Origin of the sequence: Streptomyces spinosisporus (assembly GCF_022698145.1) — a bacterium.
GTDB classification, from domain to species: domain Bacteria; phylum Actinomycetota; class Actinomycetes; order Streptomycetales; family Streptomycetaceae; genus Streptomyces; species Streptomyces spinosisporus.
In genome coordinates this window covers 578,427-592,688 of the sequence record NZ_JALDAX010000001.1, presented here as the reverse complement: position 1 = coordinate 592,688, position 14,262 = coordinate 578,427, and the positions used below count along the sequence as shown (strand labels likewise).

Sequence of the window (14,262 nt, the reverse complement as noted above, 5' to 3'; positions counted from 1 at the left end):
TCCGTACGCCGGCTGTCCCCGCAAGCTCATGGCCTGCGCGCCCGGACGCCTGCGTCACAGGCAACCTCCCGCGCCACAAAGCGCTGCCGCAGCACCACCGGGCCGAACCGACGGCACCTTCGAAAACCCTCAGCAGCACCGACGTAACCCTCAGCGCCCCTCCCCGAGGGGCGCGTATCGCCGGAGGCAACACCGTGACCGTGAAGGACATCCTGGACGCGATCCAGTCGCCGGACTCGACGCCGGCCGACTTCGCAGCTCTGCCGCTCCCCGAGTCGTATCGCGCGATCACCGTGCACAAGGACGAGACGGAGATGTTCGCGGGCCTCCAGACCCGCGACAAGGACCCGCGCAAGTCCCTCCACCTCGACGAGGTGGCGGTGCCCGAACTGGGCCCGGGCGAGGCGCTGGTGGCCGTCATGGCATCGAGTGTCAACTACAACTCGGTGTGGACCTCGATCTTCGAGCCGATGTCCACCTTCGGCTTCCTGGAGCGCTACGGCCGTCTCTCCGAGCTGACCCGGCGCCACGACCTGCCGTACCACATCATCGGCTCCGACCTCGCGGGCGTCGTCCTGCGCACCGGCCCGGGCGTGAACGCCTGGAAGCCCGGTGAGGAGGTCGTCGCGCACTGCCTCTCGGTCGAGCTGGAGTCCAGCGACGGCCACAACGACACGATGCTCGACCCCGAGCAGCGCATCTGGGGCTTCGAGACCAACTTCGGCGGCCTCGCCGAGGTCGCGCTCGTCAAGTCCAACCAGCTGATGCCCAAGCCCGGCCACCTCAGCTGGGAGGAGGCCGCCGCCCCGGGCCTCGTCAACTCCACCGCCTACCGCCAGCTGGTCTCCCGCAACGGCGCCGGCATGAAGCAGGGCGACAACGTGCTGATCTGGGGGGCGAGCGGCGGACTGGGCTCGTACGCCACGCAGTTCGCGCTGGCCGGTGGCGCCAACCCGATCTGCGTCGTCTCCAGCCCGCAGAAGGCGGAGATCTGCCGCGCCATGGGCGCCGAGGCGATCATCGACCGCAACGCCGAGGGCTACCGGTTCTGGAGGGACGAGCACACCCAGGACCCCAAGGAGTGGAAGCGCTTCGGCAAGCGCATCCGCGAGCTCACCGGCGGCGAGGACGTCGACATCGTCTTCGAGCACCCGGGCCGCGAGACCTTCGGCGCCTCCGTGTACGTCACGCGCAAGGGCGGCACGATCGTCACCTGCGCCTCGACCTCGGGCTACCACCACGAGTACGACAACCGCTACCTGTGGATGTCGCTGAAGCGAATCATCGGCTCGCACTTCGCCAACTACCGCGAGGCCTGGGAGGCCAACCGGCTCGTCGCGAAGGGCAAGATCCACCCGACGCTGTCCAAGGTCTACTCCCTCGAGGAGACCGGCCAGGCGGCCTACGACGTGCACCGCAACCTCCACCAGGGCAAGGTCGGCGTGCTGTGCCTGGCCCCCGAGGAAGGTCTCGGCGTGCGCGACGAGGAGATGCGCGCCAAGCACCTCGACGCCATCAACCGCTTCCGGAACATCTGAGAGGCGTACATGACTGAGCGTCAGAAGGACCGGCCGTGGCTCATGCGCACGTATGCCGGTCACTCCACGGCCGAGGCGTCCAACGAGCTGTACCGGCGCAACCTCGCCAAGGGCCAGACCGGTCTGTCGGTCGCGTTCGATCTCCCTACGCAGACCGGCTACGACTCCGACCACATCCTCGCCCGCGGCGAGGTCGGCCGCGTCGGCGTGCCGGTGGCCCATCTCGGTGACATGCGGCGGCTGTTCCAGGACATCCCCCTGGAGCAGATGAACACCTCGATGACGATCAACGCCACCGCCATGTGGCTGCTGGCGCTCTACCAGGTCGTCGCCGAGGAGCAGGGCGCGGACATCACCAGGCTCCAGGGCACGACCCAGAACGACATCGTCAAGGAGTACCTGTCGCGGGGCACGCACGTCTTCCCGCCGGGACCGTCGCTCCGCCTGACGACGGACATGATCGCGTACACGGTCTCCCACATCCCGAAGTGGAACCCGATCAACATCTGCAGCTACCACCTGCAGGAGGCGGGCGCCACGCCGGTGCAGGAGATCGCGTACGCGATGTCCACGGCGATCGCGGTCCTGGACGCCGTCCGCGACTCCGGTCAGGTGCCGCAGGAGAAGTTCGGCGACGTCGTCGCCCGCATCTCCTTCTTCGTCAACGCCGGTGTGCGCTTCGTCGAGGAGATGTGCAAGATGCGGGCGTTCGGCCGCATCTGGGACCGGGTCACCCGCGAGCGCTACGGCATCGAGAACGCCAAGCAGCGCCGCTTCCGCTACGGCGTCCAGGTCAACTCCCTGGGTCTGACGGAGGCGCAGCCGGAGAACAACGTCCAGCGGATCGTCCTGGAGATGCTGGCCGTGACCCTCTCCAAGGACGCACGCGCGCGTGCCGTCCAACTCCCCGCCTGGAACGAGGCGCTGGGCCTGCCGCGGCCGTGGGACCAGCAGTGGTCGCTGCGCATCCAGCAGGTGCTGGCGCACGAGAGCGACCTGCTGGAGTACGACGACATCTTCGAGGGCTCGCACGTCATCGAGAAGAAGGTCGCCGCCCTGGTCGAGGACTCGCTCGCGGAGATCGAACGGATCCAGGAGATGGGTGGCGCGATGGCCGCCGTCGAGTCCGGCTACCTGAAGTCGCAGCTCGTCTCCTCGCACGCCGAGCGCAGGGCCCGTATTGAGTCCGGTCAAGAGAAGATCGTGGGCGTCAACATCTTCGAGACGACCGAGCCCAATCCATTGACGGCCGATCTCGATACAGCCATCCAGACGGTCGATCCAGCTGTCGAGGCCCGCGTCATCGCATCGCTGCAGAACTGGCGCGACACCCGCTACCAGCCGCCCTTCAACCACCCGCGCCCCTGCAAGGCGCTGGAGCGGCTGAAGGAGGCCGCGAAGGGCACCGACAACCTCATGGAGGCCACGCTGGAGTGCGCCCGCGCCGGGGTCACGACCGGCGAGTGGGCCGGGGCCCTGCGCGAGGTGTTCGGCGAGTTCCGCGCGCCGACCGGTGTCTCCTCGGCGCCGGTGGCGGTCACCGCCGAGGAGGGCTCGGCGATGGGGCGGGTGCGGCGCACGGTCGAGCTCACCGCCAAGGACCTGGGCGTCGGCAAGCTCCGCTTCCTGGTCGGCAAGCCCGGTCTGGACGGCCACTCCAACGGCGCCGAGCAGATCGCGGTCCGCGCGCGCGACGCCGGCTTCGAGGTCGTCTACCAGGGCATCCGGCTCACCCCGGAGCAGATCGTGGACGCGGCCCTCGCGGAGGACGTGCACGCGGTCGGCCTGTCCATCCTCTCCGGCTCGCACGCCCAGCTGGTGCCGGACGTGCTGGAGCGGCTGCGTGTGGCCGGTGCCACAGATATACCCGTGATCGCCGGTGGCATCATCCCCAATGGTGACGCCGAGCAGCTCAGGGCCGCCGGAGTGGCCGCCGTCTTCACCCCGAAGGACTTCGACATCACCGGCATCATCGGCCGCATCGTCGACGAGATCCGGAAAGCGAACAAGCTCGACCCCCTGGAGGTCCCCGCATGACCACGCCTGTCAACCGTCTGCGTCCGCGACGCTCCTGCCTCGCGGTCCCGGGAAGCAACCCCCGCTTCCTGGAGAAGGCGCAGGGCCTCCCCGCCGACCAGGTCTTCCTCGACCTGGAGGACGCGTGCGCGCCGCTGGCCAAGCCCGAGGCACGGCACACCATCGTCAAGTTCCTCAACGAGGGTGACTGGACCGGCAAGACGAGGGTCGTGCGCGTCAACGACTGGACGACCGAGTGGACGTACCGCGACGTCGTCACGGTCGTCGAGGGCGCGGGCCAGGACCTCGACTGCATCATGCTGCCGAAGGTGCAGACGGCCGAGCAGATCGTCGCGCTGGACCTGCTGCTGACGCAGATCGAGAAGACGATGGGCTTCGAGGTCGGCAAGATCGGCATCGAGGCGCAGATCGAGAACGCCCAGGGCCTCAACAACGTCAACGAGATCGCGACGGCCTCCCAGCGCGTCGAGACGATCATCTTCGGCCCGGCCGACTTCATGGCGTCCATCAACATGAAGTCGCTCGTCGTGGGCGAGCAGCCGCCCGGCTACCCGGCGGACGCCTACCACTACATCCTGATGAAGATCCTGATGGCCGCCCGCGCCAACAACCTCCAGGCCATCGACGGCCCCTACCTGCAGATCCGCAACATCGACGGCTACCGCGAGGTCGCAAGCCGCGCCGCCGCGCTCGGCTTCGACGGCAAGTGGGTGCTGCACCCGGGCCAGGTCGAGGCGTCCAACGAGATCTTCTCGCCGTCGCAGGAGGACTACGACCACGCCGAGCTGATCCTGGACGCGTACGACTACTACACGTCCGAGGCGGGCGGCAAGAAGGGCTCCGCGATGCTCGGCGACGAGATGATCGACGAGGCCAGCCGCAAGATGGCCCTGGTCATCTCGGGCAAGGGCCGGGCCGCCGGCATGCAGCGCACGTCGAAGTTCGAGATCCCGGAGGCCTGACGGTCATGCAGTTCGGACGCACCTACGAGGAGTTCGAGGTCGGGGCGACGTACAAGCACTGGCCGGGAAAGACGGTCACGGAGTACGACGACCACCTGTTCTGTCTCCTCACCATGAACCACCACCCGCTCCACATGGACACGAACTATGCGGAGAAGACGACGGACTTCGGCAAGAACGTCGTCGTCGGGAACTACATCTACTCCCTGCTGCTCGGCATGTCCGTGCCGGACATCTCCGGCAAGGCGATCGCCAACCTGGAGATCGAGTCGCTCAAGCACGTGGCGCCGACCTTCCACGGCGACACGATCTACGGCCAGACGACCGTGCTCGACAAGTGGCCCTCGAAGTCCAAGAACGACCGCGGCATCGTCCACGTCGAGACCAAGGGCTACAAGCAGGACGGCACGCTGGTCTGCGTCTTCCGCCGCAAGGTGATGGTGCCGACCGAGACGTACATCAAGGAGCGCGGCGGCGAGCAGCCGGGCCGCCCCGAGCTCAAGGAGCAGGAGAAGTAGCCATGGCGCGACTCGCCCAGACCGCCGGTCTCACCGACATCCAGCAGGAGATCCTCTCCACCGTCCGCGACTTCGTGGACAAGGAGATCATCCCGGTCGCCACCGAGCTGGAGCACCGCGACGAGTACCCGCAAGCGATCGTCGACGGCCTCAAGGAGCTCGGCCTGTTCGGCCTGATGATCCCGGAGGAGTACGGGGGTCTGGGCGAGTCGCTCCTCACCTACGCCCTGTGCGTCGAGGAGATCGCCCGCGGCTGGATGTCGGTCTCCGGCATCATCAACACCCACTTCATCGTGGCGTACATGCTCAAGCAGCACGGCACGCAGGAGCAGAAGGACCACTTCCTGCCGCGCATGGCGGCCGGCGACATCCGGGGCGCCTTCTCCATGTCGGAGCCGGGCCTCGGCTCGGACGTCTCGGCCATCACCTCCAAGGCGGTCAAGGACGGCGACGAGTACGTCCTCAACGGCCAGAAGATGTGGCTGACGAACGGCGGAACGTCGTCTCTGGTCGCCGTACTCGTGCGAAGTGACGAAGGACACCCCGAGGGGACGGCGCCCCACAAGTCGATGACGACCTTCCTCGTCGAGAAGGAGCCCGGCTTCGGAGAGGTCCGGCCCGGCCTCACCATCCCCGGGAAGATCGACAAGATGGGCTACAAGGGTGTCGACACCACCGAGCTGATCATGGACGGCCTGCGCGTTCCGGCCGATCGGGTGCTCGGCGGCACCACCGGCCGAGGTTTTTACCAAATGATGGACGGCGTCGAGGTCGGTCGCGTGAACGTGGCGGCGCGTGGCTGCGGCGTCGCTCAGCGTGCCTTCGAACTCGGCGTCCAGTACGCCCAGCAACGGCACACTTTCGGCAAGGCGATCGCCCAGCACCAGGCCATTCAGTTCAAGCTCGCCGAGATGGCCACCAAGGTCGAGGCCGCCCATGCGATGATGGTGAACGCGGCACGCAAAAAGGACTCCGGAGAACGAAACGACCTTGAAGCCGGGATGGCGAAGTACCTCGCCTCCGAGTACTGCAAGGAGGTCGTGGAGGACGCCTTCCGGATCCACGGCGGCTACGGCTTCTCCAAGGAGTACGAGATCGAGCGTCTCTACCGCGAGGCCCCGATGCTGCTGATCGGCGAAGGTACCGCCGAAATCCAGAAAATGATCATCGGTCGCAGGCTGCTCGAAGAGTATCGGTTCCAGGGCTAGATGTCCGGATACGGGGTGTTTTCTTGGAGAAGAAGGTCACACCCCGTCATCCCTCTTCGGCCGCCGACTCGGCTTCCTGGCTTGCCCAGTTGTGGTCCGCGACCGGTACGATCCCCGGAAAGCCGCCGTCCCCCGTTACTGCGCGGCATCATCCGCTACGAAGGTCATCCATGCCCCACAGCCAAACCTCTGCACCAAGCGACAGCCGGGCCGGCGTACGCCTCGCGCGCGGAGCATCGCCGTGGCTTCTCCCGACCGTCGCCACCGCAGCCCTCAGCCTCGCCCGTGCGCGCCGCTCCGGCGTCGCCAGGGCCGTGGCCGTGCCCGCCACCGCGCTCGCGGCGGGCATGCTGTGGTTCTTCCGCGACCCCGAGCGCGAGATCACCCGGGGCCGGGTGATCTCCCCCGCCGACGGTGTGGTGCAGAGCATCATGCCGTGGAAGGACGGCCGCACCCGCGTCGCGATCTTCATGAGCCCGCTCAACGTCCACGTCAACCGCGCGCCGCTGTCCGGCACGGTGACGTCGGTCGAGCACATCCCCGGCGGGTTCGTTCCGGCGTTCAACAAGGAGAGCGAGAACAACGAGCGCGTAGTCTGGCACTTCGACACCGAACTCGGCGACATCGAGATGATCCAGATCGCCGGCGCGGTGGCCCGCCGCATCGTGCCCTACATTCCGCAGGGCACGAAGGTCGAGCAGGGCGACCGCATCGGTCTGATCCGCTTCGGCTCGCGCGTCGACATCTACCTGCCCGAGGGCGTGGAGGTCGCGGTCGAGGTCGGTCAGAAGACGGTGGCTGGGGTGACTCGCATTGACCGTGATTGATCCAGAGACCCAGGCGGGCTGGGTGCCCGACGCCGACGAGGTCGACGACGAGGAGGAGATGCCGCTCTCTCTCCGCCTCTCGATAGCGGACACCCTCACCCTCGGCAACGCCACCTGCGGCTTCATGGCCGTGTACTTCACCACCACCGGCATCCTGATCCCGCACCTCACCGGCAGCCAGGACGCGTCCGGGATGGCCCGCCACAGCGCGGCCACCGCGGTGATCCTGATGCTCTGCGCGGCGGTCTTCGACCTGTTCGACGGCCTGGTGGCGCGCAAGCTCCGCTCCTCGCCCATGGGCGCCGAGCTGGACAACCTCTCGGACCTGATCAGCTTCGGCCTGGCGCCCGCGTACTTCGTCCTCGTCTACGGCATGGTCGCGGACGACGCGCATCAGCGGGTGGCGGCGGTGGGGGCGATCGTGGTGCTCCTCGCCGTGGTGCTGCGGCTGGCGCGCTTCTCGTGCGTGACGGTGCCCAACGGCATGTTCCAGGGCATGCCCTCGCCGTTCGGCGCGCTGACGGTGGTCTCGATCGTGCTGCTCGAGCTGCCCTTCGTGGCGACGCTGCTGGCGATCCTGGGCACCGCCTGGCTGATGGTGAGCCGGGTCGAGTACCCGAAGCCGCGGGGCCGTCTCGCGGTCGCGATGCTGTCCTGGATCGTCGTGTCCATGGGGCTGCTGGCCGCCTGGGCCTTCGACGCCCCGAGCGGTCAGCTGCTGCTCCAGACGGGCTGCGCGCTGCAGCTGGTCACGGGCGCGGTCATCCCGCTGTTCGCCACGGCCCGCCGGGTGAACAACTTCCGCGACAACCGTCGTGAGGCGCGCGCGGCCCAGCTGCCGTAGCCGCCGTCGCGACACGCCCGAGGGGGCCCGGACCAGGAACGGTCCGGGCCCCCTCGGGCGTTTGTCCCTCCGGGCGGCTCAGCTCGCCGGGGTGTACGCCTGGGCCACCTTCGAGGCGCCTGCCTCGCGTACGACCTTCATGCCGCCCGTGACGCTCTTGTCGGGCTGCAGGATCACGCTCTCGCGGGAGGAGGCGGCGGCGGGGTCGCTGAAGTCCTGGGTGACGCCGAAGCCGATGTCGTAGGCGTCGAGCGACAGCAGGGCCTTGTCGACGCCCTCACGGGTGAGGTCCTTGCTCGCGCAGGCCTTCTTCAGGGCCTCGCCGAAGGCCGACGCGGCGGTCCAGCCGGCGACGATGCCGTTGTCGAGGGAGTCCTTGGGGTAGGCCGCCTTGTAGTCGGCGACGAGCTTCTTGGCCTTCGGGGTGTCCGCGCCGATCGGCAGCGAGGGCGAGGCCACGTAGTAGTTCTTCATCAGGGCCGGGCCCGCCTCGGTGGCGAGGAGCTGGGGTGCGAAGGCGGAGTTGTTGCCGATGATGGGCACATTGAAGCCGCTCGCCGCGGCGACGCCGACGAGCGAGACCGCCTGGCGGGGGCCCGCACTGAGGACGATCGCCTTGACCCCGGCCTTCTTCAGGGCGGTCACCTGGGCCGTCATGTCGTTGTCGGTCGCCTTGATCTTCTGCTGCACCACGGTCAGACCGGCCTCCTTGGCGATGTGCTCGGAGCCGGTGAGCGCGTTCTCGCCGTAGTCGCCCTCGAAGTACACATGGCCGATCTTGTCGCCCTTCTTGATGCCCTTCTCCTGCATGAGGAAGTCGACGGCGTTGATCGTCTCCAGGTCGTAGGTGGATCCGATGACGCGGATGTACGGGCTGCCGAGCAGCGTCGCCGACCAGGCCTGCGGCAGGACCAGGCCCTTGTCCTGGCCGTCGATGCGCTGCTTGACGGCGGCGACGAACGGCGAGCCGATGAACTGGACGAAGCCCAGCACCTTCGGCTCCAGTTCGGTGTACGCCGACACCGCCTTCTGCGGGTCGTAGCTGTGGTCGCGGATGGTCAGCTCGACCTTGTAGCCGCAGACGCCCCCGGCGGCGTTCAGCTGTTTCACATACAGCTGCTGCGCCTGCGTGACGCTCTTGCCGAGGGTCGCGTAGACGCCGGTCATGTCGGTGAGCGCGCCGAGCGTGATCGTCTTGCCGGAGATGCCCTCCCCGGTCTTCATCCCGCCCTCGGCCGCCTTGTCACCGTCGTCCTTGGCCTTGGAGCTGCATCCGGCCAGTACGAGCGCGGCGGCGAGCACACCCGCAGCGGCCCTGGCCGCCAACGTCCTGTTCATCGTTCCTCCCCTGGGTGGGTCTGTGCTGAACGGTTTCTGGCACGACGCCGTGCGGCCACCCCGGCCAGGCCGCCCGGCAGGAACAGCACCACCAGCACGACGGCGGCGCCGTAGAGGTACCGGGACGCCTCGCCCGGGGCGATTCCGCCCGTGCCCGGCGCGGAGACCAGGGGCAGCGCGTCGCTGTAGCGGGTCAGCAGCTGCGGCAGCAGGGAGACGAAGACGGCCCCGGCCACCGCTCCGGAGACCGAGCCGAGTCCGCCGATGACGATCATGGCGAGGTACTCCAGGGACAGCGTGATGCCGAAGTAGTCGGGCACCGTCCGCTGGAAGACCAGGGCGAGCAGGACGCCCGCGAGGCCCGCGTACATCGACGACAGCACGAAGACGGCGGCGCGGTGGCGGGCCACCGGGACCCCGATCACGCCGGCCGCGATGCGGTGGTCGCGGATGGCGTTCATGGCCCGGCCGGGGCGGCCGCGCAGCACCCCGCGGGCGAACAGGGCGCAGGCGACGAGCAGGACGAGACCGGCGTACCAGAGCTTCTCGGCGGAGCCGAACGGCACGGCGGCGACGACGACCTCACGGTCGTCGAAGGTGAGGCCGAACAGGTTCAGCGCGGGGACGTCACGGCCGTTGGCACCCCCGGTCAGGTCGTGGGCGTTGAACATCACGTGCTGGCCGATGAAGACCAGGGCCAGGGTGGCGATGCCCAGGTAGGCGCCGCTGAGCCGGCCCGAGATGGGGCTGAACAGCCCGCCCGCGACGCCCGCGACCAGCACGGCGAGCACCGCCGCGAGCCAGGTCGGCAGGCCCAGCCCGGTCAGGCCGTCGCCGCCGTCCGCGGCGAAGACGCAGTAGCCGTAGGCGCCGACGGCCAGAAAGAAGGCGTGCCCCATCGAGAGCTGGCCCGTCGCGCCGGTGAGCAGGTTGATGCCGATGGCGCCGATCGCGGCGGCCATCGCGAACAGCCCGGCCTGCAGCCAGAAGCGGTCCAGGTAGAACGGGAACGCGAGGAGGAGGACGACGGCGACGGCCCACGCCCCCACACGCGGGCGGACCAGCCGCACCAAGCGCAGGCCCGGCCGGGGAGCCGTCTCGCGCGCCTCGTCACGGTGCAGCACCTCAGACACGGGCGAGCTCCTTCGTGCCGAACAGCCCCGCGGGCCGGATGAGCAGGACGGCGACCATGACGAGGTAGGGCGCCAGGTCGCCGAGACCGCGTCCCAGGAACGTCAGATCGCTCTGGTATCCGGTGGCCAGGGACTCCGTGACGCCGACCAGCAGGCCGCCGACGAGGGCGCCCGTCGTGGAGTCGAGCCCGCCGAGGATGGCCGCCGGGAACGCCTTGAGCGCGGCCAGCGAGGTGGCCCGTTCCAGGCCCGGCGTGGGGAAGACCGTGAGGAACAGCGCGGCCACGGCGGCGAGACCGCCCGCCACCGCCCAGGCGCCGAGCGACACCCGCCCCAGCCGTACGCCCATCAGCGCGGCCGTCTCCGCGCTCTCCGCGGCGGCGCGCATCGCCACGCCCCACGAGGTGTACCGGAAGACCAGCAGGAACGCGGTGATGAGCAGGGCCGCGGTGACGAACGCGGCGATCCGTGTCTGCGCCAGCGAGATCGAACCGACGGTGACGACGGCGTCGCCCCAGGGATCGCCGAGCGTGAGGACGTCCGTGCCGATACGGCGCGTCAGTTCGGTGGTGAGCAGGATGTCGACGCCGATGGTGACGATGGCGAGGACGCTGTGGTCACTGCCCCGGTAGCGCCGCATGACCAGGAACTCCACGGCGGCGCCCACCAGCGCCGCGCCCGCGATTCCGGCCAGGAGCGCGGGCCAGAACCCGATGTCGTCGTGGAGGACGGCGGTGAGGTAGCCGCCCGCGAGCAGCAGCGAGGCGTGCGCGAAGTTGACGACCTCGGTGGCCCGGAAGATCACCACGAACCCGAGCGCGATGAGGGCGTAGACGGAGCCCAGGGACAGACCGTTGAGGAGGATCTCGGCGAAGGTGCTCATGCTCCCGCTCCCAGGTACGCGCGGACGACTTCCGGGTCGTTCTGTACGTCGGCGGGAGAGCCGTCGGCGATACGGCGCCCGAAGTCGAGGACGGTCACCGCGTCCGCGAGCCGCATCACCACCCCCATGTCGTGTTCCACCAGCACGATCGAGATGCCGAGGCCGTCCCGGACGCCCGCGATGACGGCCGCGGTGCGGCGCCGTTCGTCGGCGGTCATGCCCGCGACCGGCTCGTCGAGGAGCAGCAGGCGCGGTTCCATGCACAGGGCGCGGGCGAGTTCGGCGAGCTTCTGCTGCCCGTAGGGCAGGGAGCCTGCGGGCGCGTCGAGGCAGTCGTCGATGCCGACGAACTCGGCGATCTCCCGTACGCGCGCCCGGTGCAGCCGCTCCTCGCGCGCCGCCGAGGGCAGGCGCAGCCCGGCGGCCAGGAAGCCGGTGCGGGTCAGCCGGTACCGGCCGAGGAGCAGGCTGTCGGCCACGGTGGCGTGCGGCGGCAGCGCGAGGTTCTGGAAGATGCGGGCGACGCCGAGACCGGCGATGCGGTGCGCGGGCATCCGGGTCAGCTCGTGCCCGCCGAACCGGACGCTGCCCGCGGTGGCCCGGTAGACACCGGACAGGACGTTGAAGCAGGTGGATTTCCCGGCACCGTTCGGCCCGATGAGGGCGTGCACGGTGCCGGGGCGGACGGTGAAGCCGACGTCGTCGAGTGCGGTGAGCCCGGCGAAGCGGACGGTCAGATTGCGTACGTCGAGGGTCTCCGTGGTGCTGCCCGGCTTGGGGCTTGCGGTCACGCCGCTCACCCCCGCCACCGCGTCAGCGTCCGGGTGCCTGTGCCGGCTCTCGCCGCGTCCGCTGCCGCGTCCTCGTCGACCACGCCCAGGTAGCGGCGGCGCACCTCGTCGGAGGCGGCCAGTTCCGTGGCGGGCCCGGACAGCGTCACCTCGCCGACCTCCAGGACGTACGCCCGCTCGGCCAGGCGCAGGGCGAGCGCGGCGTTCTGCTCGACGAGGAGGACCGAGGTGCCCTGCTCGTTGATCTCCTTGACGGTCTCGGCGATCCGCTCGGCCATCAGCGGGGCCAGGCCCAGGGACGGTTCGTCCAGGAGCAGCAGCGCCGGGGCGGCCATCAGGGCGCGGGCGACCGCGAGCATCTGCTGCTCGCCGCCGGAGAGCAGACCGGCGCGCTGCCGGGCGCGTTCGGCGAGCACCGGGAAGAGCTCGTGGACGCGGCGCAGGGCGGCCGCGCGCCGCGACCGGGGGCTGCCGAGTGCGCCCGCGGCCAGGTTGTCGGCGACCGTCATCCGGGCGAACACCTGCCGCCCCTCCGGCACTTGGGACACTCCGGCGGCGACCACCCGGTCGGGCGACAGGGTGTCGAGGCGGCGGCCGGCCAGGCTCACCGTGCCCTCGACGACCGCGCCGCCGTGGAAGGACAGCGTGCGGCTGATGGCCCGCAGCAGGGTCGACTTGCCCGCGCCGTTCGCGCCGAGCACCGTCACCACAGCCCCTTCGGGCACCTGGAGTGACACCCGTCGCAGTGCTCGCACGGGTCCGTATCCGACCGACAGGTCGCTGACGACCAGCCCGGATCCGCCCATGGACTCTCCTTCGCTCTCACCCGGTGTGGCGCTCACCCCAGCACCGGTGGAGGCGCGCGTCCACGCCATGCGGCCGAATCGCTGCCGACGCCCAGCGGGCCCCGCCGGACGTTGTGCGCGTGCACAACACCGCGTGTCAGGGGCCTGTGCACGACCGGGTCCCGGTGGCATGCTCCGGCCATGGGAGGGCGCCGACCGCGTACCGGTCATGACTGGAAGCTGCTCGCGGAGGCCTGCAACGCCTTGCTGGAACGGCTGCCGGAACTCGTCGACGAGCATGTGCGGCAGCTCGTCGAGTACTCCCCCGTCTACGGGCAGGTGCTCCCGTACGACCAGCAGTGGCGGGAGGCCGAGGAGGCGATGCGGGTCGGGATCGAGACGCTCGCCGCGCCCCGGGACTCGCCGCGCCGCGACCTGGAGCTCGCCGAGGACGCGGGGCGGCGCCGGGCCCGGCAGGGGCTGCCGCTGGACCTCCTCGTGCACGCCTACCGCAACGCCGGCTATCTGCTGTGGGACGCGCTCGTGGAAGGGGCGTCGGGGCGGGAGCCGGAGCGGCTCGCGGCGCTGATGCGCTCGACGACGATGGTGTGGTCCGCGGTGGACGCGCAGGCGCAGGCCGCCTCGGAGGCGTACCGGGCCACGGAGGCGGAGCTGCGGCGGCGTACGGACGAGCAGTTGCAGGCGCTGCTGGACGCGCTGCTGGAGGGGCAGGCGACGCCCGGGCTCGCCGCGCGGGCGGCCGCGGGCCTCGATCTGCCGGAGCACGGGCCGTACGCGGTGGTGGTGCTCAGGGCCGGGCGGCGGGAGTCGTGGGAGCGGCCCGTGCGGGGTGCCGGGTTCGGCTTCATCTGGCGGATGCGGGCCGACTGCGAGGTCGGAGTCGTCGCGCTGGCTCCCGGCCAGGGCCTGGACGGGGTGGCGCGGGCGCTGGACGGGCGGTGCGCGGGGCCCGGCGGCATCAGCCCGGTCGTGTCCGGGCTGGCCGAGCTGGGCCGGGCCCGGCGGCTGGCCGAACTCGCCCTGCGCACCTGCCCGCCGGACGCGAGCACGGTCGTACGCCTGGACCAGCGCATGCCGACCGCGCTCGTGGTGAGTCAGCCCGAGCTCGCCGACCGTCTGGTGTCGGACGTGTTCGGGGCGCTGCTGGAGCTGGAGCCCGCCGACCGGGCGGTGCTGCTGGAGACCCTGGACGTGTGGCTGGGCTGCGAGGGCTCGGCGGGCCGGGCCGCGGGACGGCTGTACTGCCACCGCAACACGGTCTTCAACCGGCTGCGGCGCCTGGAACAGCTGACGTCCCGCTCCCTGGCCCGCCCACGGGATCTCATCGAGATGACGCTGGCCCTGGACGCCTACCGGTTGTCGGGAACCCGTCGGTGA

General features: G+C 70.0%; 13 protein-coding genes. 8 read left to right on the top strand and 5 right to left on the bottom strand.

Annotated elements, in window-relative coordinates:
- Nucleotides 1-200 precede the first annotated feature (200 nt).
- The 7 genes from ccrA to pssA all read left to right on the top strand — a co-directional run bounded on the left by ccrA (nucleotide 201) and on the right by pssA (nucleotide 7,934).
- The gene (ccrA, locus tag MQN93_RS02525; protein ID WP_242708506.1) at nucleotides 201-1,538 is read left to right on the top strand and encodes a crotonyl-CoA carboxylase/reductase; all 1,338 of its coding nucleotides are present in this window, start codon (nucleotides 201-203) and stop codon (nucleotides 1,536-1,538) included.
- A 9-nt stretch (nucleotides 1,539-1,547) separates the two neighbouring features.
- Entirely contained in the window at nucleotides 1,548-3,575 is a 2,028-nt protein-coding gene (locus MQN93_RS02520) for an ethylmalonyl-CoA mutase (protein WP_242708093.1), read from the top strand.
- Entirely contained in the window at nucleotides 3,572-4,537 is a 966-nt protein-coding gene (locus MQN93_RS02515; protein WP_242708092.1) for an HpcH/HpaI aldolase/citrate lyase family protein, read from the top strand. Before MQN93_RS02520 ends, MQN93_RS02515 begins: the two co-directional genes overlap by 4 nt.
- Nucleotides 4,538-4,542: 5 nt before the next feature.
- Nucleotides 4,543-5,055 carry a MaoC family dehydratase gene (locus tag MQN93_RS02510; protein ID WP_016431745.1) on the top strand — a complete coding sequence of 171 codons (513 nt, stop codon included), beginning with the start codon at nucleotides 4,543-4,545 and terminating at the stop codon, nucleotides 5,053-5,055.
- Nucleotides 5,056-5,057: 2 nt separating this feature from the next.
- Nucleotides 5,058-6,263, top strand: a complete 1,206-nt coding sequence (locus MQN93_RS02505) for an acyl-CoA dehydrogenase family protein (protein ID WP_016431746.1) — start codon at nucleotides 5,058-5,060, stop codon at nucleotides 6,261-6,263.
- Nucleotides 6,264-6,433: 170 nt separating this feature from the next.
- The gene (locus MQN93_RS02500) at nucleotides 6,434-7,090 is read left to right on the top strand and encodes a phosphatidylserine decarboxylase (protein ID WP_016431747.1); all 657 of its coding nucleotides are present in this window, start codon (nucleotides 6,434-6,436) and stop codon (nucleotides 7,088-7,090) included.
- A gap of 22 nt (nucleotides 7,091-7,112) precedes the next feature.
- The gene (gene pssA, locus MQN93_RS02495) at nucleotides 7,113-7,934 is read left to right on the top strand and encodes a CDP-diacylglycerol--serine O-phosphatidyltransferase (protein WP_242708505.1); all 822 of its coding nucleotides are present in this window, start codon (nucleotides 7,113-7,115) and stop codon (nucleotides 7,932-7,934) included.
- Between the two features lie 78 nt (nucleotides 7,935-8,012).
- Here the strand turns inward: pssA and MQN93_RS02490 are convergent, their stop codons facing one another.
- Genes MQN93_RS02490 through MQN93_RS02470 form a run of 5 tightly spaced genes read right to left on the bottom strand, consistent with a single transcriptional unit; the run spans nucleotide 8,013 to nucleotide 12,885 of the window.
- Nucleotides 8,013-9,272 carry an ABC transporter substrate-binding protein gene (locus MQN93_RS02490; RefSeq protein ID WP_242708091.1) on the bottom strand — a complete coding sequence of 420 codons (1,260 nt, stop codon included), beginning with the start codon at nucleotides 9,270-9,272 and terminating at the stop codon, nucleotides 8,013-8,015.
- Entirely contained in the window at nucleotides 9,269-10,396 is a 1,128-nt protein-coding gene (locus MQN93_RS02485; protein WP_372504271.1) for a branched-chain amino acid ABC transporter permease, read from the bottom strand. Before MQN93_RS02485 ends, MQN93_RS02490 begins: the two co-directional genes overlap by 4 nt.
- Before the next feature lies 1 nt (nucleotide 10,397).
- The gene (locus MQN93_RS02480) at nucleotides 10,398-11,288 is read right to left on the bottom strand and encodes a branched-chain amino acid ABC transporter permease (RefSeq protein ID WP_242708090.1); all 891 of its coding nucleotides are present in this window, start codon (nucleotides 11,286-11,288) and stop codon (nucleotides 10,398-10,400) included.
- Nucleotides 11,285-12,088 carry an ABC transporter ATP-binding protein gene (locus tag MQN93_RS02475; protein ID WP_242708503.1) on the bottom strand — a complete coding sequence of 268 codons (804 nt, stop codon included), beginning with the start codon at nucleotides 12,086-12,088 and terminating at the stop codon, nucleotides 11,285-11,287. The genes MQN93_RS02480 and MQN93_RS02475 overlap by 4 nt, the downstream gene beginning before the upstream one ends.
- The gene (locus tag MQN93_RS02470) at nucleotides 12,085-12,885 is read right to left on the bottom strand and encodes an ABC transporter ATP-binding protein (protein ID WP_242708089.1); all 801 of its coding nucleotides are present in this window, start codon (nucleotides 12,883-12,885) and stop codon (nucleotides 12,085-12,087) included. The genes MQN93_RS02475 and MQN93_RS02470 overlap by 4 nt, the downstream gene beginning before the upstream one ends.
- Before the next feature lie 180 nt (nucleotides 12,886-13,065).
- Between MQN93_RS02470 and MQN93_RS02465 the strand changes: the two genes are divergently transcribed.
- Entirely contained in the window at nucleotides 13,066-14,262 is a 1,197-nt protein-coding gene (locus MQN93_RS02465; RefSeq protein ID WP_016431754.1) for a PucR family transcriptional regulator, read from the top strand.